Source organism: Pandoraea sp. PE-S2R-1 (assembly GCF_002179865.1).
Classification (GTDB): Bacteria; Pseudomonadota; Gammaproteobacteria; order Burkholderiales; family Burkholderiaceae; genus Pandoraea.
Genome location: NZ_NGUR01000016.1, coordinates 123,427 through 148,496 on the forward strand (window position 1 = coordinate 123,427; position 25,070 = coordinate 148,496).

15 protein-coding genes, 1 tRNA gene and 2 riboswitches are annotated in these 25,070 nt (G+C 64.4%); of the genes, 9 read left to right on the plus strand and 7 right to left on the minus strand.

Annotated features, from left to right (window positions below; translation table 11 throughout):
• The first annotated feature begins 129 nt into the window (after positions 1-129).
• Together CDV44_RS23295 and CDV44_RS23300 are read left to right on the plus strand one after the other, a co-directional pair.
• A complete protein-coding gene (locus tag CDV44_RS23295; RefSeq protein WP_087690975.1) occupies positions 130-831 on the plus strand; it encodes a flagellar basal body L-ring protein FlgH in 702 nt (233 codons plus the stop codon).
• The gene (locus CDV44_RS23300) at positions 831-1,364 is read left to right on the plus strand and encodes a hypothetical protein (RefSeq protein WP_087690977.1); all 534 of its coding nucleotides are present in this window, start codon (positions 831-833) and stop codon (positions 1,362-1,364) included. Before CDV44_RS23295 ends, CDV44_RS23300 begins: the two co-directional genes overlap by 1 nt.
• A gap of 2 nt (positions 1,365-1,366) precedes the next feature.
• Here CDV44_RS23300 and CDV44_RS23305 read toward each other — a convergent pair.
• Positions 1,367-1,442 (minus strand) — tRNA-Arg (locus CDV44_RS23305).
• A 380-nt stretch (positions 1,443-1,822) separates the two neighbouring features.
• Between CDV44_RS23305 and CDV44_RS23310 the strand changes: the two genes are divergently transcribed.
• Entirely contained in the window at positions 1,823-2,713 is an 891-nt protein-coding gene (locus tag CDV44_RS23310) for a cytochrome c5 family protein (RefSeq protein WP_087690979.1), read from the plus strand.
• 141 nt (positions 2,714-2,854) lie between these two features.
• On the opposite strand, the gene CDV44_RS23315 is transcribed toward CDV44_RS23310, so the two are convergent.
• Positions 2,855-3,631 (minus strand): metallophosphoesterase, encoded by a 777-nt coding sequence (locus CDV44_RS23315; RefSeq protein WP_087690980.1) that lies wholly within the window; start codon positions 3,629-3,631, stop codon positions 2,855-2,857.
• A gap of 500 nt (positions 3,632-4,131) precedes the next feature.
• Positions 4,132-6,225 carry a UvrD-helicase domain-containing protein gene (locus tag CDV44_RS23320; protein WP_087690982.1) on the minus strand — a complete coding sequence of 698 codons (2,094 nt, stop codon included), beginning with the start codon at positions 6,223-6,225 and terminating at the stop codon, positions 4,132-4,134.
• Between the two features lie 397 nt (positions 6,226-6,622).
• Between CDV44_RS23320 and CDV44_RS23325 the strand changes: the two genes are divergently transcribed.
• The 6 genes from CDV44_RS23325 to CDV44_RS23350 all read left to right on the plus strand — a co-directional run bounded on the left by CDV44_RS23325 (position 6,623) and on the right by CDV44_RS23350 (position 15,871).
• A complete protein-coding gene (locus CDV44_RS23325) occupies positions 6,623-7,495 on the plus strand; it encodes a hypothetical protein (protein ID WP_087690984.1) in 873 nt (290 codons plus the stop codon).
• 47 nt (positions 7,496-7,542) lie between these two features.
• Positions 7,543-7,639, plus strand: a riboswitch (glycine riboswitch).
• Between the two features lie 8 nt (positions 7,640-7,647).
• Positions 7,648-7,775, plus strand: a riboswitch (glycine riboswitch).
• 129 nt (positions 7,776-7,904) lie between these two features.
• Positions 7,905-9,011, plus strand: a complete 1,107-nt coding sequence (gene gcvT / locus CDV44_RS23330) for a glycine cleavage system aminomethyltransferase GcvT (RefSeq protein WP_087690986.1) — start codon at positions 7,905-7,907, stop codon at positions 9,009-9,011.
• Positions 9,012-9,091: 80 nt separating this feature from the next.
• On the plus strand, positions 9,092-9,475 hold the full coding sequence (gcvH, locus tag CDV44_RS23335; RefSeq protein ID WP_087690988.1) for a glycine cleavage system protein GcvH: 384 nt from the start codon (positions 9,092-9,094) through the stop codon (positions 9,473-9,475).
• 127 nt (positions 9,476-9,602) lie between these two features.
• Positions 9,603-12,530 (plus strand): aminomethyl-transferring glycine dehydrogenase, encoded by a 2,928-nt coding sequence (gcvP, locus tag CDV44_RS23340; RefSeq protein ID WP_087690989.1) that lies wholly within the window; start codon positions 9,603-9,605, stop codon positions 12,528-12,530.
• Positions 12,531-12,669: 139 nt separating this feature from the next.
• Positions 12,670-14,061, plus strand: a complete 1,392-nt coding sequence (locus CDV44_RS23345; protein WP_087690991.1) for an L-serine ammonia-lyase — start codon at positions 12,670-12,672, stop codon at positions 14,059-14,061.
• A 316-nt stretch (positions 14,062-14,377) separates the two neighbouring features.
• The gene (locus tag CDV44_RS23350; RefSeq protein WP_087690992.1) at positions 14,378-15,871 is read left to right on the plus strand and encodes a sodium:alanine symporter family protein; all 1,494 of its coding nucleotides are present in this window, start codon (positions 14,378-14,380) and stop codon (positions 15,869-15,871) included.
• Positions 15,872-15,966: 95 nt separating this feature from the next.
• Here CDV44_RS23350 and CDV44_RS23355 read toward each other — a convergent pair whose 3' ends face one another.
• From CDV44_RS23355 to CDV44_RS23370, 4 genes are all read right to left on the minus strand, one after another.
• Entirely contained in the window at positions 15,967-17,112 is a 1,146-nt protein-coding gene (locus CDV44_RS23355) for a branched-chain amino acid ABC transporter substrate-binding protein (RefSeq protein ID WP_058376511.1), read from the minus strand.
• Positions 17,113-17,322: 210 nt separating this feature from the next.
• Entirely contained in the window at positions 17,323-18,870 is a 1,548-nt protein-coding gene (gene putP, locus CDV44_RS23360) for a sodium/proline symporter PutP (RefSeq protein ID WP_087690994.1), read from the minus strand.
• A gap of 385 nt (positions 18,871-19,255) precedes the next feature.
• Positions 19,256-23,182 carry a trifunctional transcriptional regulator/proline dehydrogenase/L-glutamate gamma-semialdehyde dehydrogenase gene (gene putA, locus CDV44_RS23365; RefSeq protein WP_087690996.1) on the minus strand — a complete coding sequence of 1,309 codons (3,927 nt, stop codon included), beginning with the start codon at positions 23,180-23,182 and terminating at the stop codon, positions 19,256-19,258.
• Positions 23,183-23,308: 126 nt separating this feature from the next.
• Positions 23,309-24,910 (minus strand): hypothetical protein, encoded by a 1,602-nt coding sequence (locus CDV44_RS23370; protein WP_141118794.1) that lies wholly within the window; start codon positions 24,908-24,910, stop codon positions 23,309-23,311.
• Positions 24,911-25,070: the final 160 nt, after the last annotated feature.

Consider the following 25,070-nt stretch of genomic DNA (forward strand, 5'->3'; position numbering starts at 1 on the left):
TGGCTGCACTCCCTGTTTTTACTATTCCTTACGAAGCTGGCCAAAGTGCCATTGCCTCATCTCACATCAGCTCATTCTTCTCGATGACAACCGGGTCCACGCCCGGTACCGGCGCGGGGGCGCCACACCATGTCGACACTATCGATGCTTCAGCGCGCTGCGGCGCGGGGTCTGGTTATGACGGTGGCGTCCCTCGCCACGGCAGGTGTGGCGCTGCTGAGCGGGTGCTCGAGCGCCAACGTCACTTCCACGCCGATGGCGGTGATGCCGATGCCGCGGGTGACCAACGTGCAGACGGCGGGGTCGATCTATCAATCGACCACGGCCACGAACTGGTTCGAAACGCCAGTAGCGCACCGGGTGGGCGACTTGCTCACGATTCAGGTGGCGGAAAACACGACCGGCAGCAACAAGGCGCAGAGCAATGTCACGCGCAACGCGAGCGTCACGGCCAAGAGCGCCAAAGACAACGGCGCCGATTCGCTGCTTGAGCGCTGGTTCAACATCGGCTCGTCGGCAAGCTCGTTCCAGGGCAACGGCACCACGAGCTCGACGTCGGCGATGACCGGCACCATTGCCGTGGCGATTGTCGAAGTCCTGCCGAACGGCGCCTATGTGGTGGGGGGCGAGAAGCAGGTGATGCAGGGCCGCAATATGGACACCTTCCGGTTCACGGGGGTGGTCAACAAGTTCGACATCCAGCCGGGTAACGTCGTGGCGTCGAGCAAGGTCGGTCAGGCGAAGGTGGCGCGGGTGGAGGACGGTCAGGTCGCCGACGGCGCAAATGGCGGCTGGCTCCAGCACGTGCTGCTTGGCGTGGCACCCTTCTGATGAAACGGCTCGCCGGGGTACTGGCGCTGGCGGCGGCGGCCTGCGCGTCGTTGGGGGGGTGTCTGTTCGCGACGCCGGTGCCGGTGATGGCGGCGCAGGTGGCGGCCAGCGTGGTGACGACAGGCGTCGTGCTGGCCGATCAGCTGCCGTCGGTCGTGCCGCCGACGCAGCCGGCCGCGCCGGAGCTGATGTCGCGCAATCTGTGTATCGAACTGGGGGCGGATGGGGTGTCGGACTTGCTGCCGGCCATTCAGGGCCGACTGCGCGCCTACGGCATCGTGAGCACGATTTACAGCCCGGGGACTTGGCCGACCGGCTGCGTCGTGCTGAACTACGCCGTCCGGCGCGCGTGGCGCAATTCGCTATGGGGCAGCACGCCTAGCGAATATCTGGCGTACGCGACGCTCACGCTGAGTCAGAACGGCTCGGTGATGAATACCGTGTACTTCGACGGCAGAACATCGACCGTGGAGTCGTGGTCCGGCGCGAACGCCAAGATCGCACAACTGGTGGATCGGCTGGTGGTGTTTTGATTTGGTGCGCCCGACTGGAATCGAACCAGTGACCCTCGGCTTCGGAGGCCGATACTCTATCCCCTGAGCTACGGGCGCTGTGCAGACCACCGGTGAGAAATGCGCGAACGCGCGGGCCGGCGGGCAAAGACGTAGAAGCATAGCGGTTTTGTCGCGTGCCGTCCATGCCTGGCGCATTCTCTCGCCTCACAATGCGGCAATTCACTACGGGATACGCGTCAGGCGCGGTTTTGCTGTGCATGCAACGCTATCCCACTTCACGCACAAACCACGCGGAACACCGCTTTGGGTTTCGCGTAAGTTAGGGAAAACACGGGACTTTTGCGGCGTCTGCGCACGGCCATCACGTGTCATCGCGTGAGTGTTTGTTGCTACAATGGCTCGTTATTTTGACTGGATGGCGCCTGCCACCCAGTGCGACGCACTCGGTTTCCACAAAAACTATTGAGAGATCCCGCATGAGTGAAGCACATAACGAGCATGAGTCCCTGATCAAAACACCCAAGCAGCTCATCGCGGCAGTCATTGCAGGTTTTCTAGTTCCGATCGTCATCATCGTCTTGCTGGTCAATTACGTGGGCAACAATGCCCTGACCGGCGCCGGCAGTTCCGCCATGACCGAAAAAGCCATCGCCGAGCGCATCGCGCCCGTGGCCAAGGTCGAAATCAAGGATGCCAACGCACCGCGCGTCTATCAGACGGGCGAGCAACTCTATAAGGCCGTTTGCGCCGCGTGCCACGCCGCAGGCACCGCCGGCGCGCCGAAGGTCGGCTCGGCAGACTGGGCCCCGCGAATTGCGCAGGGCTACGATGAAATGCTCAAGATCGCGCTGGCCGGCAAAGGCGCCATGCCCGCGCGTGGCGGTACCAGCCCCGACGACGTGACCGATTACGAAATCGGCCGTGCCATCGTCTATATGGCCAACGCCTCGGGCGGCAAGCTGCAAGAACCCGCGGAACCGGCACAACCGGCCTCCGGTGCCGTGGCCGCCGCTCCGGCGTCTGGCGCAGCACCCGCAGCAGATGCCGGCTCGGCCGCGGCGGCTGCCGCCGCCATGGCATCGCTCAAGACCGCCGCACCGGCCGCCGCCAGCGCCGGCAGTAACCTCGACGCGGGCAAGAAGCTGTACGACACCGTGTGTATGGCGTGCCACGCCGCAGGCGTCATGAATGCCCCGAAGTTCGGCGACAAGGCCGCCTGGGCGCCGCGCATCGCGACCGGCATCGACACGCTGCACAACGCCGCGCTCAAGGGGCTGAACGCCATGCCGCCGAAGGGTGGCGCGGCCAACGCTTCGGATGACGACGTGAAGGCAGCCGTCGACTACATGGTGAGCGCGGCGAAGTAAGCCCGCGCAGACGCCTTCGAGCCGACCGGCCGCACGGTTGCGCCGGCCGCAAAAGAAAATCCCCGCTTCGGCGGGGATTTTTGTTTTCTGCGTCGTGTTGCGCTGCGTTACGTCATCGCTGCGTCGCGATGTTGCGGCGCGTCAAACAGTGACGCACAACGCGGGGTCGAACGCGGCGTTTTCGACGCGCCCTTCGAAGCAATAACCACGCGGATTACACAGCACACGCGTGTGCCCGACGCGGTAATCAAACGAATCGTGCGTATGGCCGTGCACCCACAAGGCGGCGTCGGACTGGTCGACAAATGACGTCAAATCCGAAATGAATGCCGGATTGACGAGTGACCCGGCAAAGCGCGGATGAATACTCTGCGGCGTCGGTGCGTGATGGGAGATGACGACGGTCGGGCCGTCATGCGGGTCGGCCAGCGCGCGCGACAGCCACGCCACGTTCTCGCGGCACAACGCGGCACAGTCTTCCGGCGTGAAGAACGGCAGGTCGGACCATGGCGCGGCCGGATCGCCCACGCGAATGCGCGTGAAGTCGCGCACGAATTTCCGGGACTCCTCGATCACTTCGTCATGCTTGCCTTCGGCGTCGTACAACGCGAAGTCGGTCCACAACGTCGTGCCGATGAAGCGAACGCCGTCGATCGTCAGGCTGCCGCGCTCCAGCACATGAACGTTCGTACCTGCTGCGAGTTTGCGCAATTCGGCGAGCGTGCCCGCAAGCGTCGCGCCATAGAACTCGTGGTTACCGGCAACGTAGATGACGGGGCGTGGAAGTTGCTTCGCCCACTCGATGGCTTGCGCCGGCCGGCTGATGTCGCCGGCGAGAATGGTGACGTCGGCGGCGACGTCGGGCGTCGCCAGCGGGGCCACAGACAAATGCAGGTCAGACAGGATATGCAATCTCACGCACCACGCTCCACAAGGCTTGAGGATCGGTGCCGCACACTCGCCACGGCAGGGTGCTGATGACGCATCGCGAGAACGTTGGAGGGTGTGGGCATTGGGCCGAAATCGACGCAATTCGCGTATCGTTTCGCCCGTTTTTTACCGACTATCACCCGCGCCGCGCCGATGGTCAAGATGTCTTTGTCATCGAAAGAATGGCCTCCTATAGTGAAACCTCACCTGACGAGTGGAGGAGAGCCTATGCGCAAGTTGTTGGTTGTCGTTGTGCTTGGTTTCGCCGGTCTGGCAGGCGCGATGGTGGCGTCGAGTCCGGCAATCGCGTGTGGCCAGACGTCTACGGGCGGTGGCAAATAGCAGCAAGCCTTGCTTTACTGCGCGATCCGCCGCCGCCGACAGCCCCGGCCGGACGCTGCTGAATCCTCAGGCCAGCCCCCCGTACGCGGGGGGCGATTCGTTTACGGCGGGGTGATTGCGAGGGTGCCTGTTCAGGCGGGGGTGTTTTATTGCGGCGTCTTGTTCGTGCCGCTTGCCAGCATCGCCTTGAGGCTGGCGAGCCGATCCTTCGGCGACATCGGGGCGTCTTCCGGTGGCGGTGGCGGCGCTTCGTCGAGTTGCATTTCGGGTACGAACCGCGAGACTTCGCACGTGTACGTTTCCCGCGCCCGTTTGCGCTTCTTGCACCACGACAATTGCAGCGTGCGTTGCGCGCGGGTAATGCCCACGTACATCAACCGGCGCTCTTCCTCGATCTTCTCCGCAGTGACTTCTTCATCTTCGCGAATGTGCGGAAGAATGCCTTCCTCCATGCCGACGAGGAACACGTGCGGATATTCGAGACCCTTCGACGCATGCAGCGTCGACAGCCGCACCGCATCGGGATCGTCGCCGTCGCGGCCTTCGAGCATCGACATCAGTGCGATGGTTTGCGTGAGCTCCATCAGGCTCTTGGCGTCGTCGTCGATGTCCTCGGCATTATCCAGTCCGGTCGCCGCATCGGCCGTGCCGCGCGTGCCCTTGCGCTTCATCCATTCGAGAAATTCGAGCACCGTGGTCCAGCGCGCCTGCGCCTGACGCTCGTCGAACGTGTCGTAAAGATAGGCCTCGTAGTGAATGCCTGCCATCAGGTCATCAATGACCTCATTGGCAGGATCGCGGGCTGCGCGTGCGGCAATGCGCTGAATGAAATCGCAGAACGCCCGCAGCGGTTCGAGCTGGCGCGGTTGCAAGCGCGCTTCGACGGCGCCCATGTAGACCGCCTCGAACAGCGACACCTTCGCCTGCCCGGCAAACCCGCCGAGCGATTCGAGCGTGGTGCTGCCCACGCCCCGGCGCGGTGTGGTCACCGCGCGGATGAACGCGGGATCGTCGTCCGGGTTGGCCAGCAACCGGAGGTAGGCGCAAAGATCCTTGATTTCGGCCTTGTCGAAGAACGACTGGCCGCCCGACAGCACATAGGGAATGCGCTCGCGGCGCAGCACTTGCTCGAAGATGCGCGCCTGGTGATTGCCGCGATACAGAATCGCGTAGTCGCGAAACTCTGCGCGCCGCTCGAACTTGTGGGCCGACAACCGGAATACGACCGATTCGGCCTCGTGTTCTTCGTCATTGGCCGGCGTGACGGTAATCGGATCGCCGAGGCCGTGCTCACTCCACAACTTCTTCTCGAAGATTTTCGGATTCTTGGCGATGACGTTGTTCGCCGCCGTCAGGATGCGTGAAGTCGAGCGGTAGTTCTGCTCCAGCTTGATGACTTTCAGCGTGGGAAAGTCGACCTGCAATTGCTTGAGGTTATCGAGCGTGGCGCCGCGCCAGCCGTAGATCGCCTGATCGTCGTCGCCCACGGCCATGAATGCCGCGCGCGGGCCGGCGAGCAGTTTGAGCAGCAGGTACTGACAGGTGTTGGTGTCTTGATACTCGTCGATCAGCAGATAGCGCAGCTTGTTCTGCCAGCGCTCACGCACCTCTTCGTCGCGCGCGAACAACTCGGCGGGCAGACGGATCAGATCGTCGAAGTCGACCGCCTGATACGCCTGCAACGTGGCCATGTAGTTGCGATAGACCACCGCGGCCTGATGCTCGTCGGCGGTCTCGGCGGCGGCCAGCGCCGTCTCGGGCGTGACCAGCGCATTCTTCCAGAGCGAGATGGCGGTCTGCACGCCGCGAATCATCCCCTTGTCCGTCGTGCCCAACTGTTCTTGAATGAGACCGAAACAATCGTCCGAGTCGAGAATCGAGAACTGGGGCTTGAGGCCGACGTTCTCCGCCTCGCGGCGCAGAATCTGCACGCCAAGCGAGTGGAACGTACAGATCGTCAACTGATTGACGGGAACCTTGCGGCCTTCCTTGCCGGGCGTGGTGAGCGTCTTGCCTTCGAGCTGCTTGGCCACGCGCTCGCGCATTTCAGCGGCGGCCTTGTTCGTGAAGGTGACGGCGGCGATGTGCTTCGGCTCGAACCCCTTGGTCTCGATCAGCCACGCGATTTTCTGCGTAATGACGCGCGTCTTGCCGCTGCCGGCACCGGCCAGCACGAGGCAGGGGCCGTCGAAATAACGCACGGCTTCGTTCTGGGCAGGATTGAGCGGAAAGGACGACATGGTGTGAAACGAAGGGGATGAAGGCGGCGGCTGGCCGGGTGCTCGCGAGGGCACCTCGTCGGGCTCGCGCAGGAGGTGGGCAAGTCTAACATGGGGCGTGCGCGCGTCTGTGACGCGGCGATGGCGGCAACGGTGACAGGCCCGGTGACGGGCCGCAGCGCCTGAACTGTGGGGCTAGCGCGACGCTGTGTGACGCAACGGCCGCCATGACTGGCGTCCACGCACGGGGGGTGCCTATAATAAAAAACGTTGCCATCGTGGTGAGGTCGCCGTGCAATGTCCAACCTGTGGGACGAACAATGCGACGAGTGCGCTGCGCTGCAAACAGTGCGGTGCGCCCCTTGCAGATGCCGAACCGGGCTTTCGGGAGGCCAGTCTGGCGTCCACGGGGAGCGGTGTGCTCAGTGCATCCGGTGCCGCCGATGTGCCGGTCACGGCGGCGACCGTGAGTGAGACTTCCGCATCTGCCTCAGCTAACGCGTCTGTCCCGCCTTCGGAGAACCGCCGTCTGACACGGCGCGAGCGCCGGGAACAGCGCCGGCGTGACGGCGAACCCGGCTGGATCAATGGCGCGCTGGTGCTGGGCACCGCCGTCTTCGCCGCCATCGCGCTCGTCGGTATCTGGTGGAATCTGCGCGCGCCTTATGTCGACCCGACGCCCAAGCCGGACGCCATCGTCGTCGCCCCATTCAATAACGGTAGTAACGCTCCCCCGATCAATGCGTCGGGCGATGTGAGCGCGACGGCCCCCAGTGCCGCCAGCAGTGCGGAATCGGCGTTACTGGCCCGCGCGCAGGTACTGGCCGCGGTCGATGCCGCCGCGTCAGGCGCCGAAGCGGACGTGGCGTCGGCCCCGCCAATGACGGCATCTGCGGCCACCGCTGCACTGACCGCCGCCGCGACCGCAGCACTGACACCGCCCGCGCCTGCCCCGGACGACATGATGACGTTGCTCAGCCGTCGCGATGCGGCGAATGCTACGAATACCGCGCGGCCGGTGGCCAACCCGGACCTGCCCGCGCATCTCGACAACAACGACATCGGTCCGATTGCCGCAGCCGGGGCTGCGCGTCCACCCGTCACGGCGTCCAGCCCGACGGCCGCGTCGGCCGCTGGTGCGGCCACGACCATCGCCGCCGCGCTCGCGCAGTGCGACAAGTACCGGTGGTTCGAAGTCGTGCCGAAGCAGCGCTGCATCTGGGCGGTCTGTAACGGACGATGGGGTCGAGACGGTTGTCCGGCCGGGGTGAATCCCGGGGAGTCGCACTAGCGGTTTTTCGTCAAATTGACAGCCCCCGGCTTTCCCCGTAAAGTGCGCGAACGCGGTCGGGAGAGCGCGCCGGGAAGCACATGCTGGCGCCGCCGAAGGGGTAATACCCACAAACTCTCAGGCATCAAGGACCGTCCGCGCCGAAGGCTTCGCCTTCGATCTCTGGAGAGCGGCTGTGGCGTGACTTTCGTCATGCAGACAGCCCACCGAAGGGGCCGGCTGTCTCGGTCAACACCGAGCACCGGGCAATCTCTCAGGTACCAAGGACAGAGGGGTCATCTCGCCAACTGGCATCGCGCCGGGCAAGTGCATTCGCACACGCTCGCAGCGCAGGTGCCGGTCGTCGAGATGACCCCTTTTTGCATTTTCGGACACTGTATTTCCGAAACCCTTGGATCCTGAGGCCTCGATGAACGATCTCAAACGCACTCCGCTCAACGAAACGCACCGCGCCGCCGGCGCCCGCATGGTCGATTTCGGCGGCTGGGACATGCCCGTGAACTACGGCTCCCAGATCGAAGAGCACAACGCCGTTCGCACCGACGCCGGCATGTTCGACGTCTCGCACATGTGCGTGGTCGATCTGCACGGCCCGAGCTGCCGCGAATTCCTGCGTTTCGCCGTCGCCAACAACGTCGACAAGCTGCAAACCCCGGGCAAGGCGCTCTACACCTGCATGCTCAATCCGAGCGGCGGCGTGATCGACGACCTCATCATCTATTTCATCGCTGAAGACTGGTTCCGCATCGTCGTGAACGCGGGCACCGCGGACAAGGATCTGGCCTGGATCGGCCAGCTCAACGCCCACGGCGATTACAGCCTGACGATCACGCCGCGCCGCGACCTGTCGATCGTGGCCGTGCAGGGCCCGAACGCCCGCGCCAAGACCTGGCAGGCAGTGCCGGGCAGCCAGCCGGCGAGCGAAGTGCTCAAGCCCTTCAACGCCGCCTTCGTCAAGGACACGCCGTTCGGCGAATTGATGATTGCGCGCACGGGTTACACCGGCGAAGACGGTTTCGAAATCGTCGTCAATGCCGACCACGTGGCGGCGCTCTGGCAGGCGCTGGTCGCCGCCGGCGTGCGTCCGGCCGGCCTCGGCGCGCGCGACACGCTGCGTCTGGAAGCCGGCATGAACCTGTACGGTCAGGACATGGACGACGACACCTCGCCGCTCGACGCCGGCCTTGGCTGGACGGTCGAAAAGGAAAGCGAGCGCACGTTCGTCGGCAAGGATTCGCTGCTCACGCGCGGCCAGACGTGGCGCTTCGCCGGTCTGGTGCTCGACGGCAAGGGCGGCGTGTTGCGTGCGCATCAGGTCGTGGTGACCGATGCCGGCGACGGTGAAATCACCAGCGGCACGTTCAGCCCGAGCCTTCAGCAATCGATCGCTTTTGCGCGCCTGCCCAAGGGCGTGGCCGACGGTGCGCTCGTGCACGTACAAATTCGTGACAAGCAATTGCCCGCACGTGTGGTCAAATTACCGTTCGTGCGTCACGGCAAGGCCGTGGTGGCGTGAGCGATAAGGGCACACCCACGCGGTTGGCGACACGACAGACTCTCAATAAGACACCCCATACTGAAACCGGAGCGTCACACATGGCGAATACCCCCGACAACCTGAAGTACGCCGAGTCCCACGAATGGGCTCGCCTCGAAGCCGACGGCACCGTGACCATCGGCATTACCGACCACGCGCAGGAAGCGCTGGGCGATGTGGTCTTCATCGAGCTGCCGGACACCGGCCGCACGGTCAAGGCGCAGGAACAAGTCGCCGTGGTCGAGTCGGTCAAGGCCGCCTCGGACATCTATGCCCCGATCGGCGGCGAGATCATCGAGACCAACAGCGAAGTGGCTGGCTCGCCGGAGCAGGTCAACACCGATCCGTACGGCAACTGGCTGTTCCGCATCAAGCCGTCGGACGTGAAGGAACTCGACGGCCTGCTGAGCGCCGAGCAATACAGCGCCGGCCCGGGCGCCTAAGCCCGCGAGCCGAAAGCCCGGTGCGATGGTGGCGATCGTCGCCATCGCACCGGGCTTAGTCACGCTAGCAACGCTTAGCAACACCTTGCCGTAGTCACTTGCCGTGACCGAACGAGAGATCTGACCCATGAATGCCATGACCGACCTGCATCAGCCGCGCCGCTCGCTCACCGAGCTGGAACAGCGCGACAACTTTTCTGCGCGCCACATCGGCCCCGACAGTCCCGAACAGCAAGCCATGCTCACCGAGCTCGGCTACGCCTCGCGCGCCGCACTGATCGACGCGGTCGTGCCGGCGTCGATTCGCCGCGACGGCCCGCAATTCGCCGCCGCACTGGGCCAGTTCGCCGCGCCGAAAACCGAGTCGCAAGCCGTCGCGCAACTGCGTGCGCTGGCCGACCAGAATCAGGTCTTCAAGTCGTTCATCGGTCAGGGCTACTACAACACGTTCACACCGGGCGTGATCCTGCGCAACGTGCTCGAAAACCCCGCTTGGTACACGGCCTACACGCCGTATCAGCCGGAAATTTCGCAAGGCCGTCTCGAAGCGCTGCTCAACTATCAGCAGATGGTGATCGACCTGACGGGTCTCGCCATCGCCAACGCCTCGATGCTCGACGAAGCCACCGCCGCCGCCGAAGCGATGACGCTGGTCAAGCGCACGGGCAAGTCGAAGTCGAACACGTTCTTCGTGGCCGACGACGTGCTGCCGCAAACCATCGAAGTGGTGCAAACGCGTGCCAAGCCGCTGGGCATCGAAGTGCAGGTTGGGCCGGTTGCCGCCGCTGCCGACGTCGATGCGTTCGGCGTGCTGGTGCAGTACCCGGGCGTGGGCGGCGACGTGCGCGAATACCGCGCGCTGGCCGACGCGATCCACGCGAACGGCGGCATGCTGATTGCCGCCGCCGATCTGCTCTCGCTCACGCTGCTGTCGCCGCCGGGCGAGTGGGGCGCCGATGTGGCCGTGGGTAACAGCCAGCGCTTTGGCGTGCCGATGGGCTTCGGTGGCCCGCACGCAGCCTATCTGGCCACGCGTGACGAACTCAAGCGTTCGATGCCGGGCCGTCTGGTCGGCGTGTCGGTCGACACGCAGGGCAAGCCCGCGCTGCGTCTCGCACTGCAAACGCGCGAGCAGCACATCCGCCGTGAGAAGGCGACTTCGAACATCTGTACCGCACAGGCACTGCTCGCCATCATGGCCAGCATGTATGCGGCGTATCACGGCCCGCAAGGCCTGCGCATCATCGCGTCGCGCGTGCATCGTCTGACGGCGGTCCTTGCTGCCGGTCTCGCGAAGCTGGGTGCCGCACCGCGCAATGCCACGTTCTTCGACACGCTGACCGTGCCGGTCGCCGGCCGTGCTGACGCTGTGCACACGGCTGCCGTCGCGCGCCGCTTCAACCTGCGTCGCGAAGATGCGGACATCGTCGGCATCTCGCTCGACGAGACCAGCACGCGCGATGACGTGATCGCGTTGTGGGAAGTGTTCGCCGAAGGCTTGGGCAAGAGCGCCGGTTCGATCGACTTCGACGCCATCGAAGCCACGATTGCCGACGGCTTCCCGGCGGCGCTGGCGCGTCAGAGCGCGTATCTCACGCACCCGGTGTTCAACCGTTATCACTCGGAACACGAGATGCTTCGCTACCTGCGCAGCCTCTCCGACAAGGATCTCGCGCTCGATCGCACGATGATCCCGCTGGGCTCGTGCACGATGAAGCTCAACGCCACCTCGGAAATGCTGCCGGTGACGTGGCCCGAGTTCGGTCAGATCCACCCGTTCGCGCCGACGGCGCAGACGGCGGGCTATCGCACGATGATCGACCAGCTCGAGCAAATGCTCGTGGCGGCCACCGGCTATGCGGCCGTGTCGCTCCAGCCGAACGCCGGCTCGCAGGGCGAGTACGCGGGTCTGCTGATTATTCAGGCGTATCACGCCTCGCGTGGCGAAGCGCATCGCGACATCTGCCTGATTCCGGCATCGGCTCACGGCACCAACCCGGCGTCGGCGCAAATGGCCGGCATGCAGGTCGTGGTGGTGGCATGCGACGCCAACGGTAACGTCGATCTGGCCGACCTTCAGGCGAAGGCCGAGCAGCACCGCACCCGTCTGGCCGCGATCATGATGACGTACCCGTCGACGCACGGTGTGTTCGAAGCCGGCGCGCGTCAGATTTGCGAGATCGTGCATGCGAACGGCGGTCAGGTGTATGTCGACGGCGCGAACATGAACGCGATGGTCGGCCTGTGCGCACCGGGCGAGTTCGGCGGCGACGTGTCGCACCTGAACCTGCACAAGACGTTCTGCATTCCGCACGGCGGTGGCGGCCCGGGCGTCGGCCCGGTCGCAGTCGGCGCGCATCTGGCGCAGTTCCTGCCGAACCAGCGCTCGACCGGTTACTCGCGCGACGCCGACGGTATCGGTGCCGTGTCGGCCGCGCCGTACGGCTCGGCCTCGATTCTGCCGATCTCGTGGATGTATGTCGCGATGATGGGTGCCACCGGCCTGACGTCGGCCACCGAGACCGCGATTCTCAACGCCAACTACCTCGCGAAGAAGCTCGCGCCGCACTATCCGGTGCTCTACTCGGGCCCGGGCGGTCTGATCGCGCATGAGTGCATTCTCGATCTGCGTCCGCTCAAGGAAACGAGCGGCATCTCGGTCGACGACGTGGCCAAGCGCCTGATGGACTTCGGCTTCCACGCTCCGACCATGAGCTTCCCGGTGCCGGGCACGCTGATGGTCGAGCCGACCGAATCGGAATCGAAGCACGAACTCGACCGTTTCATCGAAGCCATGGTCACCATTCGTGAAGAAATTCGCGCGGTGGAAGAAGGCCGTGCCGATCGCGAAGACAACCCGCTCAAGCACGCCCCGCACACGGCAGAAGTCGTGACCGCCGACGAATGGACGCACGCGTATGCGCGCAGCCAGGCGGCGTACCCGGTGAAGGCACTGCGCGAGCGTAAGTACTGGCCGCCGGTGGGCCGTGCCGACAACGTGTACGGCGACCGGAACCTGTTCTGCGCCTGCGTCCCGATGAGCGACTACGAGTAAAAACGTCGCAAAACTCGATAAAAAGGGGCCGGCAGAAACATTGCTGGCCCCTTTTTGTCTCTATAGATGTCACGCGAATGCGCCAGCATGTTGGTGCTCGCCGAGTCTCAAGTCAGTACTAAAAAATCAGGAAAGCCCCATGGCCGTTTCAGTTTTCGATTTGTTCAAGATCGGTATCGGACCTTCGAGTTCGCATACCGTGGGGCCAATGCGCGCGGCGCTGATGTTCGTGCAGGGGTTGGGGCGCGACGGCTTGCTGCCGCAGGTGGCGTCGCTGCGCGCCGAGTTGTACGGCTCGCTCGGGGCCACGGGCAAGGGCCACGGCACCGACAAGGGCGTGCTGCTCGGTTTCATGGGCGATGCCCCCGACACGGTGGACCCCGCCACGATTGCGGACCGTCTGGCCAAGCTGCGCCGTGAAAAGGTGCTGTCGATTCTGGGCAAGCACGACGTGCCGTTCATCGAGAAAGAGAACGTGGTGTTCTACCGCCGCGAAGCGATGGCCGAGCACCCGAACGGCATGAAATTCCATGCCTTCGACGGTGCGGGCAACAAGTTGCGCGAAGGCCGTTATCTGTCGGTGGGTGGCGGCTTCGTGGTGACGGCGGGGGCTTCGAATGCGCAGGTGCTCGCGGCGCACGATCAACTGCCGTATCCGTTCCGCACGGGCAAGGAATTGTTGGAAATGTGCCGCGAGAGCGGCAAGACCATCGCCCAGCTGATGTGGGAGAACGAGAAGGTCTGGCACAAGGAAGAAGACATCCGCACGGGCCTGATCAACATCTGGCACGTGATGCAGTCGTGTGTGACGCGCGGTTGCGGCATCGGCAACCCGGAAGCCGAAGGCGAATTGCCGGGCCCGCTGCACGTGCGCCGTCGCGCGCCCGAGCTGTACCGTCAACTGACGCAGCGCGCCGAGCGTACGCTCTCCGACCCGCTGTCGGTGATGGACTGGGTGAACCTGTACGCGATGGCCGTCAACGAAGAGAACGCCGCCGGCGGCCGTGTGGTGACGGCGCCCACGAACGGCGCGGCCGGCATTATCCCGTCGGTGCTCCATTACTACGACCGCTTCGTGCATGGCGCGAACGATCAGGGCGTGATCGACTTTCTGCTGACCGCAGGTGCCATCGGCATTCTGTACAAGCTCAACGCCTCGATTTCGGGCGCGGAAGTGGGTTGTCAGGGCGAAGTCGGCGTGGCCTGTTCGATGGCCGCCGGTGCGCTGGCAGCGGTGTTGGGCGGCACAGTCGCGCAGGTCGAGAATGCCGCTGAAATCGGCATGGAACACAACCTTGGGCTGACGTGCGACCCGGTGGGCGGTCTGGTGCAGATTCCGTGCATCGAGCGCAATGCCATGGCGTCGGTGAAGGCCGTGAACGCCGCGCGCATGGCGCTGCGTGGCGATGGTGCGCACTACGTTTCGCTCGATTCCGTCATCAAGACGATGCGCGAAACCGGCGCCGACATGAAAACGAAGTACAAGGAGACGGCACGCGGCGGTCTGGCGGTGAATATCGTCGAGTGCTGAGTGCAATGTACGACTGAGCCTCGGCGACACCGGGCGTGCACTTCGCCGCCGTCCTGCCGGCGCATGTGATGGCCGTCGCTTCGTGACCGTCACATGACCGACATATTGCGGCGGTAACCTTGTCGTCGATGTCTCCTTGCCTTGTCTTTTGAGCCGCCCGGTATTTGCCGCGCGGCTTTTTTATTGCGCTTGGGAATCAACCTAAAGTGCGTCGCCGATTGCTCCTTTCGAGCCAAATCCTTGCCACTCTCCGTCTTTTCGCCCATTTTTTGTGGGCCAGTTCGTTAATACGCAGGTAACGAAAGGAGACGCAGCAATGGAGCAATGGCTCAAATCGATGGTCGATGCCATCGGCGGTGTGTTGTCGGGATACCCGCTGGTGGTCGCGTTGCTTGGCGCGGGGTTGTACTTCACGATTCGCTTCGGCGGGGTTCAGGCGCGTGCGCTCTGGCACAGCATCAGTTTGTTGCGCAGTTCGGGCAGCCCCACCGGCATCTCGCCGTTTCAGGCGTTTGCGACCGGGCTGGCGAGCCGTGTCGGCACCGGCAATATCGCGGGCGTGGCCGTCGCGCTCACCATTGGTGGCCCCGGTGCCATCTTCTGGATGTGGATGACGGCGCTGCTCGGCATGGCGTCCGCCTTCGTCGAATCGACGCTCGCCCAAATCTTCAAGGTGCCGCATCGCGACAAGACTTTCCGGGGCGGCCCGGCGTATTACATCCAGATCGGACTCGGTTCGCGCACCTTCGGCATCGTTTTCGCCGTGGCGCTGCTGTTCACGTTCGGTTTCGCCTTCAACTCCGTGCAGTCGCACTCGATTGCCGAAACGCTCGAAGCGTCGTTCGGCTGGTCGCGCATCTGGATCGGCATCACGCTGGTGCTGATGACGGCACCGATCATTTACGGCGGCGTGCGGCGCGTTGCTCGCGTGGCGCAGTGGATCGTGCCGGTCATGGCGCTGATCTATCTCGGACTGGCGGCCTATGTCTGCATCGTCAACTACGACAAGATTCCGGCCATGATTTCGCTGATCGTCGATCACGCGTTCGGGCTGGGACAGGCGGCCGGCGGTGTGGCCGGTTACGCGGTGAGTCAGGCGGTGCTGATGGGTGTGAAACGCGGCCTCTTTTCGAACGAGGCCGGGATGGGCAGCGCACCGAATGCGGCGGCGGTGGCCACCACGAAGCACCCGGTGCAACAGGGCCTGATGCAGATGCTCGGCGTGTTCTTCGACACCATCGTGGTGTGCTCGGCCACAGCCTTCATGATTCTGCTCTCGGGGCAATACGAAGTCGGTGGCGTGGCAGAGGGGGCCGTGCTCACGCAGCGTGCGCTGGCGGCGCACTTCGGCGAGTGGGCGATCATGTTCACGGGCGTGACGGTATTCTTCCTCGCCTATTCGAGCGTGTTGGGCAACTACGCGTATGCCGAAGTGAATCTCGACTTCATGACGCGGCGTCCGTGGTGTTTCCACATCTTCCGCGCGCTGGTGTTGCTCGCGGTGATGTTGGGCTCGGTGGCGAGCTTGCCGCTGGTCTGGAGTTTTGCCGACGTGGGCGCGGCGTTGATGGCCTTCATCAATCTGGTTGCCATCGCGATGCTCGCCAAGTACGCCCACGCCGCATGGCGTGACTACGCGGCACAACGCAAGGCGGGGATTGCCGAGCCGGTCTTCACGCACGAGTCGCTGCCGCCGGAACTGCGGGCGCGTCTGCCGAAGGATGTCTGGCCGGCGCAGGCCAGCGTCGGCGCTGCGAAACCCGTGCCGCCGCAAGGATCGTTGCCGACGGCGGTGACGGACGCCTCGTAGGGCATCAGACGTAATACGTTACGTCGCAGCAGATAGAAAAAGGGCTGACGAGTGATCGTCAGCCCTTTTTGCGTTGCTACCGGACGGTGGAGGACTTACTTGCCGCCGACGGTCTCGAGCACGGTCCACTTGCCGTCGACAACCTTGTAGACGGTGATGGAGCCGTTCTTCAGATCGCCCACGCTGTCGTAGGCGAGCTCACGCGTAGTGACGCCGGGCATGCCGGTCTTGGCAAGCGCCGGCAGGTACTTCGCCGGGTCGGTCGAGTTGGCCTTCTTCATGGCCGACATCATGGCCATCGCGCCGTCATAGGCATACGGCGAGTACGTTTCCGGCGCTGCGCCGAACTTGGCCTTGTAGCGCGACTCGTAAGCGGCACCGCCCGGCATCTTGTCGAGCGGCAGGCCGGCGAGCGACACCACCGAACCGTTTGCTGCATCGCCGGCGAGCTTCAGGAAGGCGTCCGACTTGACCATTTCGCCGGCCATCAGCGTGGACTTGATGCCCAACTGGCGCATCTGCTTGGCGAGCGGGCCGGCTTGTGCGTCGGCACCGCCGTAGAAGACGACGTCGGGGTTGGAGCGCTTGATGTTGGTCAGGATGGCGGTGAAGTCCACGGCCTTGTCCGTGGTCGACTCTTCGCGCACGATCTTGCCGCCGGCGGCCTGCGCGGCCTTCTTGAATTCGGCGGCGAGGCCCTGACCGTAGGCCGTACGGTCATCGACGATGGCGATGTTCTTGAAGCCCAGCTTCTTGACGGCAAAGTTGCCGACGACCGAACCCTGCTGAATATCGGACGTCATCATGCGGAAGGTCGTTTTGAACCCTTGCTTGGTGTACTCCGGTGCCGTGGCCATGGCGATTTCGGGAATGCCGGCCTGTGCGTAGATGCGCGAGGCGGGAATCGTCGTGCCGGAGTTGAAGTGGCCGAGCATGCCCTTGATGCTCGAATCGACCAGCTTCTGGGCCACCAGCGAGCCCTGACGCGGGTCGGCCTGGTCGTCTTCGGCTTGCAGAACGAACTTCACCGGCTTGCCTTCGATGGTCGGCTTGGTGGCGTTGTACTCGTCAATGGCGAGCTGGATGCCGTTTTGCATGTCCTTGCCGTAGTGCGCCTGAGCGCCCGTGAGCGGTGCAGCAAAACCCAGCTTCACTTCCTGCGCCTGTTGCGCGTTTGCGGCGCTGCCGAACGCGATCAGTCCTGCGACCGCGAATGCGCTGAGCGTAAGCTTCGATTGCATCAACCCTCTCCTTGCATGTGTATGTCGTTGAGTGGCAGGCCTGCGGGATCGCCGCGGCCCGCCTGTCGTGGGATGCCATCTGCCACGCGCCGGTTGGCCGTGAGACGGCATTCAATCTGTATCAAACGCACAATGCGCCCGACGCGGCAGTATTGGATGGCTACGCACGCCGGTCAAGAGGGACATATTCCGATGGAAGGTGCTACCGGGTTATGGCGAAGGTTGCGCCGCCGGGGTGTCGGGCACCGCGTCTTCCTCCCGGCCGGCCTGAATGTCGCGAAGACGCTGCTCGGCGGCCTCGTAGCGGGCCACCACCTCGTGGGATGGCGCCCGGTCGAGACGGCTCACGACGATCAATGCCAGACCGCCCAGCGCAAAGCCGGGCAGGATTTCGTACAGATCGAACCAGCCGAACTGTTTCCAGATCAGCACCGTTGCCGCGCCGACCACAATGCCTGCCAGCGCGCCGTTACGGGTGACGCGCGGCCACAGCAACGTGGCTAGCACCAGCGGGCCGAAAGCGGCGCCGAAGCCGGCCCACGCATAGCTCACCATGCCCAGCACACGGCTGTTCGGGTCGAGCGCCAGCAGCACTGCCACGGTGGCAACGGCAAGCACCATCGCCCGGCCAATCCACACGAGGCGGCGCTGGCTGACGTGTCCGGGGGCGAACGTCTTGTAGAGGTCTTCGGTGAGCGCACTGGCGCACACGAGCAACTGGCATGAGAGCGTGCTCATCACGGCGGCCAGAATCGCTGCCAGCAGAATGCCGGCGAGCCACGGCGCAAAGAGTTGTGTGGTGAGGGCGATGAAAATCGTCTCCGGGTTGGCGGCCACGCCTGCGCTGGCCGCGAGATCCGGTCGCGCGCTGAAGAACGCCAGTCCGAAGAAGCCGACCGCGACGGCGCCGACCAGACACAACACCATCCACGTCATGCAGATGCGCCGCGCCTTGGGGATGGCCGCAGCGGATCGCGTTGCCATGAAGCGCACGAGAATGTGCGGCTGGCCGAAGTAGCCCAAGCCCCACGCGAGCATCGAGATCACGCCGAGCGGCGCGAGATCGCCAAACCAGTCGGTATGCGTCGGATGCACGGCGGTCACGGCCGCAACCGCCGCTGCCGGGCTGCCGTCGAGTGCGATGACGGCAATCGGGGTGACCACCAGCGCCGCGAACATCAGCGAGGCCTGCACGGTGTCGGTCCAGCTCACCGCGAGAAAGCCGCCGATGAAGACATAGGCAATCGTGGCGAGCGCCCCGATCCACAGCGCAGTGCGGTAATCGAGTCCGAACATCGTCTCGAACAGGCGCGCGCCTGCGACCACGCCCGACGCGCAATAGATTGTGAAAAAGATCAGGATCACGAGCGCGGTCACGATGCGCAGCACGTGGCTGCCGTCGCCAAACCGGTGCGTGAGGTATTCGGGCAATGTGAGCGCGTTGCCGCACTGCTCCGTGTGCACGCGCAGACGTGCGGCGACGAGATGCCAGTTGGCCCACGCACCGATCGCGAGGCCCACGGCAATCCACACGCCCGACAGGCCGCCGGCATAAATGGCGCCGGGCAGGCCGAGCAGCAACCAGCCGCTCATGTCGGAGGCCTCGGCAGAGAGGGCGGTGACGAAGCTGCCGAGACGGCGCCCGCCGAGGATGTAGTCGGAGAGATTGTGCGTTGCCCGATAGCCGAGCCAGCCGATGCCGAGCATCAGCAGTAAATAGACGGTGAAGGTCACCGCCGTGGGATTCCAAAGGGACATGAAGCCTCCTTGACCGGCGCCGTGGCACGTGCGGAGGCATCTCCCGGCATGACAAAAGACGCGTTGGCGCGTGCCGGCGACGGCAGCGGCCGGCGATACGTGTCGCCGGCACAGGTTGACCGCACAAAGGCGGTTACGGATTCCGATTTCGGATGTCGGGGGAGGGCGCGACGATACCGCGAATGCGTGCGACCCGCTTGACTACGGGGAACACGTACGGACGCAGTAAACGTAGGAAAAAGACGTGACGAACGCGCTGACAAGCGCGGCCAATCGCGCGCAAACGAAAACGCCCGCGAGCGCGGGCGCAGAAACGAATCGCGCCTCGCGCGCCCCGCGGATGCGAGACGGGCGAGGCGCGTGACCTGCCGGCGTGACTAACGGATCAGCCGATGGTCATGAGGTTGGCGTTACCGCCGGCCGCAGCGGTGTTTACCGACACCGAGCGCTCGCAGAGCAGGCGCTCCAGCGAGTAGTCGTCGCCTGCGGCGAGGGCTTCGGGGGCGAGGCCTTGCATCGACAGGATCGGCCCGTTACGCGTGGCAATGCGGCGGTTCAGGGCGCGCAGCTCGTCGCTGTCACCTTCGAACAGCACGGCGGCGAGCGACGGTTCTGCGGCGGCATCGACACCGGCGGCCAGCACCGCAGCGCGGCCCTTGATCGACGCAGGCAACGCGCCCACCAGATCGCGAGCGACAGCGCTGTCGGCGAACACTGCCGTGTTGCCCGTAGCGAGTACGGCGGCCAATTGCGTGCGAGCACCAAACGGCGTGGCGGCCACACACAGCACCGGACCGCGCGGCTCCAGACCGTAGGTGTTGCGCTCGCCGGTCGGGCCCGGCAGGACGGCCGTGGCGTCGAGGGCCGATGTGGCCAGATAGCGGTCGACGCGATGGATCGCTGCCGCGCTGTCGGCTTGCGATTGACCGGCTTGATGCAGCCAGTCGCGATAGCTAACCAGCGGCGACAGGGCCGACTCGTTGCGGTTGAGTTCCGGTGCGAGGGCAGCCGGACGCGTCGCCAACAGGCGCGGCAGGTACATCGGACCACCGGCTTTCGGACCCGTCCCAGACAAACCTTCACCGCCGAACGGCTGCACACCGACCACGGCGCCGATCACATTACGGTTCACGTAGACGTTGCCGACATGGGCACGTTCGGTCACGTAGGCGATGGTTTCGTCGATCCGCGTATGCACACCGAACGTCAGGCCATAACCGGTGCCGTTGATCTGATCGAGCAGCTTGTCGAGTTGCGCGCGCTTGAAACGGATGACGTGCAGCACCGGGCCGAAGACTTCGCGTTGCAGCGCCTTCAGGTCGGTCAGTTCGATCAGCGTCGGTGGCACGAACGTGCCGTGACGAGCGGCGTCCGGCAGCGGCAGTTGTTCCACCGGGAAGCCCTTGGCGCGCATCTGCTCGACGTGACGGGTGATACCGGCTTGCGCTTCGGCATCGATCACCGGGCCGACGTCGATCGACAGGCGGTCCGGGTTGCCGATCGCCAGTTCCTGCATCGCGCCCTTGAGCATGTGCAGCGTCTTGTCGGCGATGTCGTCCTGCAAGCAAAGCACGCGCAGTGCCGAGCAACGTTGACCGGCCGAGTCGAAGGCCGAGGCCAGCACGTCGTACACGACCTGTTCCGGCAGGGCCGACGAGTCGACGATCATCGCGTTCTGACCGCCGGTCTCAGCGATCAGCGGAATCGGACGGCCATTGGCGTCGAGTCGTTCAGCCAGCGTGCGCGCGATGATGCGGGCCACTTCGGTCGAACCGGTGAACATCACGGCCTTGGTGCGGGCGTCGGCGACGAGGGCAGCCCCCACGGTCTCGCCCGTGCCCGGCAACAGTTGCAGCGCACCTGCCGGAATGCCGGCGGCGTGCATCAGGCGCACGGCTTCAGCGGCGATCAGCGGCGTTTGTTCGGCCGGCTTGGCGATCACCGGGTTACCGGCGGCCAGTGCTGCCGAGACCTGCCCCACGAAAATCGCCAGCGGGAAATTCCACGGGCTGATGCACAGCACCGGGCCCAGCGGGCGGTGCGTGTCGTTCGAGAAGCCCTGACGGATCTGCGCGGCGTAGTAGCGCAGGAAGTCGACCGCTTCGCGCACTTCGGCGACGGCGTTCGGCAGCGACTTGCCGGCTTCACGCACACACAGGCCCATGAGCGTGGGCATATGCGCTTCAAGCAGATCGGCGGCACGCATCAGACAGTCGGCGCGCTCTTCCACCGGCGTGGCTTGCCAGATCGGGGCGGCAGCGACGGCGTGGGCGAGGGCGGCATCGACGTCTTGCGTCGTGGCTTCGATCACCTGACCCACGGTGTCGCGCAGGTCGGCCGGGTTGCGCACGAAGCGCGGCGTGCCTTCCACGCGCTCGCCGTCGGCAAGCATCGGGGCGGCGCGCCACGGCGTACCGGCGCTGGCCAGCAGGGCGGACGACAGCGAGGCGAGGCGGTGTTCGTTTGAGAGGTCGAAGCCCGACGAGTTGGCGCGCGACGTGCCGTACAACTCACGCGGCAGCGGAATCTTGGCGTGCGGGGCGCCCAGCGGTTGCACCTTCTCGGCTTCGGTGATCGGGTCGGCAATCAGTTCGTCGACGCTGACGGTTTCGTCGGCGATACGGTTCACGAACGAGGTGTTTGCACCGTTCTCCAGCAGGCGGCGCACCAGATACGCGAGCAGCGTTTCGTGCGTGCCGACCGGCGCGTAGACGCGGCACGGACGGGCCAGCTTGCCCGCCGAGATCGGGCCGGTGACTTCTTCGTACAGCGGCTCGCCCATGCCGTGCAGGCACTGGAACTCGTACTGGCCGGGGTAGTAATTGTTACCGGCCAGATGGTAGATCGCCGAGAGCGTGTGGGCGTTGTGCGTGGCGAACTGCGGGTAGATCGCGTCGGGCACGGCGAGCAGTTTCTTCGCGCAGGCCATGTACGACACGTCGGTGTAGATCTTGCGGGTGTAGACCGGATAGCCTTCGAGGCCGTCGACCTGTGCGCGCTTGATTTCGGTATCCCAGTAAGCGCCCTTGACCAGACGCACCATGATGCGGTGACGGCTGCGGCGGGCCAGATCGATGATGAAGTCGATCACGAACGGGCAGCGCTTCTGATACGCCTGCACCACGAAGCCGATACCGTTCCAGCCGGCCAGATCCGGGTCGAAGCACAGGGCTTCGAGCAGGTCGAGCGAGATTTCGAGGCGGTCGGCTTCTTCGGCGTCGATATTCAGGCCGATGTCGTAGTGACGTGCCAGCAGGGCCAGCGACTTCACGCGCGGCAGCAGCTCGGTGAGCGTGCGCTCGTGCTGGCTGCGCGAGTAGCGCGGGTGCAGGGCCGAGAGCTTGATCGAGATGCCCGGGCCTTCGTAGATGCCACGGCCGGCCGAGGCCTTGCCGATGGCATGAATGGCCTGCTCGTAGCTGGCGTAGTAGCGCTGCGCGTCTTCTTCGGTCGTCGCGGCTTCACCGAGCATGTCATACGAGTAGCGGAAGCCTTGGGCTTCGTATTTGCGGCTGTTGGCGAGCGCTTCGGAGATGGTTTCACCGGTGACGAACTGTTCACCCATCAGGCGCATGGCCATGTCCACACCCTTGCGGATGAGGGGTTCGCCGCCACGGCCGATCAGGCGCGTGAGGGCCTTGGTGAGACCCGCTTCGCTGGTGGTGGTGACGAGCTTGCCGGTGATCATCAGGCCCCACGTGGCGGCGTTGACGAACATCGACGGCGAGTTGCCCATGTGGGCGTGCCAGTCGCCCTTGCTGATCTTGTCGCGGATGAGGGCGTCGCGGGTGGCCTTGTCGGGAATGCGCAGCAGGGCTTCGGCCAGACACATCAGGGCGACGCCTTCCTGGCTGGACAGCGAGAATTCGTGAATCAGGCCTTCCACGCCGCCGCCGGTGCTCTTGCCGCGCAGGGCGACCACGAGCTTGCGGGCGAGGGCCGAGGCCGACGAGGCGGTGGCCGGGGCCAGCTTGGCTTGGCCGATCAGCACGGGCACGCATTCCGGCTCGGGGCGGCGGTAGGCGGCGGTGATGGCGGCGCGCAGCACCGACTGGGGCTGCACGTTCTGGGCGAATTCGAGGAAGGGGTGCGCCGCAGTGTCGTCGCCGTTCAGGCCATCGATGACTTCGGTGCCCGCGTGGGTTGCACCGTTCAGCTCCGGCGGCAGTGTGCCGCTCTCGATACGCTCCAGATAGGCAAAGATCGCCTGTTTGATGAGCCAGTGGGGGGTGCGCTCGATTTGCTGGGCGGCCGTCTTGAGCCGGGTGCGCAGAACGTCGTCGACCTTGACGCCGAGAGTGGTGTTAGCCATGGAGGGTTACCTGATGACGCGAAAACATGACACCCATAGCGGGGTGAATGGCGGCATCGTAACCGGGTTTTCAGGTGGGTGCAACCGGTGTCAATATTCGGGTTGCACCTTGGGATTTGGGAATTGTCAGTCGAAATCGAGGCAGACCGCCTCTGATGTTTCGACTTCGGCGACATAGCTGACCCATTCGCGTTTGTCGGTATAGGATCGCTTGTCGAAGGGGGATGCATCCTTAGGCATGACCTGCACTTTCGGGTTGTAACTGCCACCGCAGGTTGCAATGATCGCTGAGACGGCACACAGGTGATGCATGCCGAGCGAACGGGCGATTGACGATGCAGCACTACCTACACACCCGTTGTCGCTCTTGTAATACGTGACTCGAGGCGGCTTTGTCGTGGCTTGTCTCCCCGCCGGCCCCATCGGGCCCGTGTCGCCTTGGCGACCCGAGTCCCCCTTGTTGCCTTGATAGCCGCGCTCGCCCTTGAGCGAGGCCCATGCATGGTTCTGGCACGTATAGAACATGCCTTGCGAGTCTCTGCCGATTTGCCCGACCGGACTGCATCGGCTGTCGCGCAGGTCAATCGGGGCGCCCAGTGTAAGGGTGCTGTGATCCAGTTTTGATTTGCCAACGATGATGCTGCGCGAGGCGATAACGTTGCCGCCGAGGCTCTCAATATCGCCGGTTGCCTGAACCTTGCCCGCCGCGACGACGTCCTTCCCAGAGGCAATCCCTTTGCCGGCGATCGCCCATCCCTGCGTGGCGAGATGACCGGAGGCGCCTGCATCGGCTTCCGCAGCCAGACGATTGGTCAGCAACTGCTGCGCCGTCGGGCCCACCAGTACGTTGCCGCCGGATGCCTCCATGCCTTGTTGGGCAACGATCTGCTCTTCGGATGTCAGTTGCCCTTTGACGGTCAGCCGTCGCCCCTCGCCGGTAATCGCTTTGATGCCGACAATTTCCTTTCCCCCCATCTGTAGATCCCCCTGCATCGCCTGCGAACCATCCCGACGCAGAAAGCTGTTCAGCGGACTCAGCAAATAGCCCGCACGTATGGCGAGCAGGCCGGCGCCGGGCGTCGGATTCGGCAAGTCGTTCGGGGTGTTGGTGTCGGAGGATGGGGTGAGGGGAAAGGTGAACCTGTCCGGACTCTCCGGTTTGGAAAAACCGCCATGAACGCCGATCTGGCGAACCGCCGTGCTCATCATGTTCCAGTCGGTATCGGTGCCGTAGGTGCGCCGCAGGGGCCGGTTGATGAAGATGATCGCGTGGATGTCGCGCTCGCCCGTTCGCCTGAAAATCCGGATGACGTAATCGGCGTTCGCCAGCATCGGTGGCTTATCGCCGACGCCCGGCAGTTTCATGATGCGAATGATGTCTGCTGCGGTGGGCTCGGCAGGATTGGCGGCGCCGATTCGCAACCGCAATATCCGGCCGGAACCGGCGTCGGGTTCGCTTTGGACGTCGACGCTCAGACCCTTGATGTCCTCAAGTGGTACCGGCGCAGTGCCATCGAACGCTTTGCCGATCTCTCCGTGGTGTTTGACGATAAACGACTGCACGCCTTCGCCAATCACTTGCAGCGAGGCACCGATATTCTCGGCGCGCTTAATGCGCATCTCCTGCATCGTCTGATTCATCCAGAGTGTCAGCAGCATGCCGACGATGGCGACGGCAATCGTCGCACCGATCAGGAAGACACCACGTTGTTTGCTTTGCATATCCAAGCCCGGTATCGAGAATGGCCCGCGCGCCGCAAAGTACGACGCTTGACTAAGAGCCAAAGCGCAATTCTGGTGGGCCTGCGTCGCTTCGAGTGACGGACATTTCTGAATTGATCAAAGCGTTGGCGCAAATGCAAAACCTCCACGCCAATTAACGAAGGCG

Coding starts and splice junctions, on each gene's coding strand:
- CDV44_RS23300 (WP_087690977.1), top strand. CDS start 831: ATGAAACGGCTCGCCGGGGTACTGGCGCTGGCGGCGGCGGCCTGCGCG.
- CDV44_RS23345 (WP_087690991.1), top strand. CDS start 12,670: ATGGCCGTTTCAGTTTTCGATTTGTTCAAGATCGGTATCGGACCTTCG.
- CDV44_RS23355 (WP_058376511.1), bottom strand. CDS start 17,112: ATGCAATCGAAGCTTACGCTCAGCGCATTCGCGGTCGCAGGACTGATC.
- gcvP (WP_087690989.1), top strand. CDS start 9,603: ATGAATGCCATGACCGACCTGCATCAGCCGCGCCGCTCGCTCACCGAG.
- gcvH (WP_087690988.1), top strand. CDS start 9,092: ATGGCGAATACCCCCGACAACCTGAAGTACGCCGAGTCCCACGAATGG.
- CDV44_RS23320 (WP_087690982.1), bottom strand. CDS start 6,225: ATGTCGTCCTTTCCGCTCAATCCTGCCCAGAACGAAGCCGTGCGTTAT.
- gcvT (WP_087690986.1), top strand. CDS start 7,905: ATGAACGATCTCAAACGCACTCCGCTCAACGAAACGCACCGCGCCGCC.
- CDV44_RS23295 (WP_087690975.1), top strand. CDS start 130: ATGTCGACACTATCGATGCTTCAGCGCGCTGCGGCGCGGGGTCTGGTT.
- putP (WP_087690994.1), bottom strand. CDS start 18,870: ATGTCCCTTTGGAATCCCACGGCGGTGACCTTCACCGTCTATTTACTG.
- CDV44_RS23350 (WP_087690992.1), top strand. CDS start 14,378: ATGGAGCAATGGCTCAAATCGATGGTCGATGCCATCGGCGGTGTGTTG.
- putA (WP_087690996.1), bottom strand. CDS start 23,182: ATGGCTAACACCACTCTCGGCGTCAAGGTCGACGACGTTCTGCGCACC.
- CDV44_RS23310 (WP_087690979.1), top strand. CDS start 1,823: ATGAGTGAAGCACATAACGAGCATGAGTCCCTGATCAAAACACCCAAG.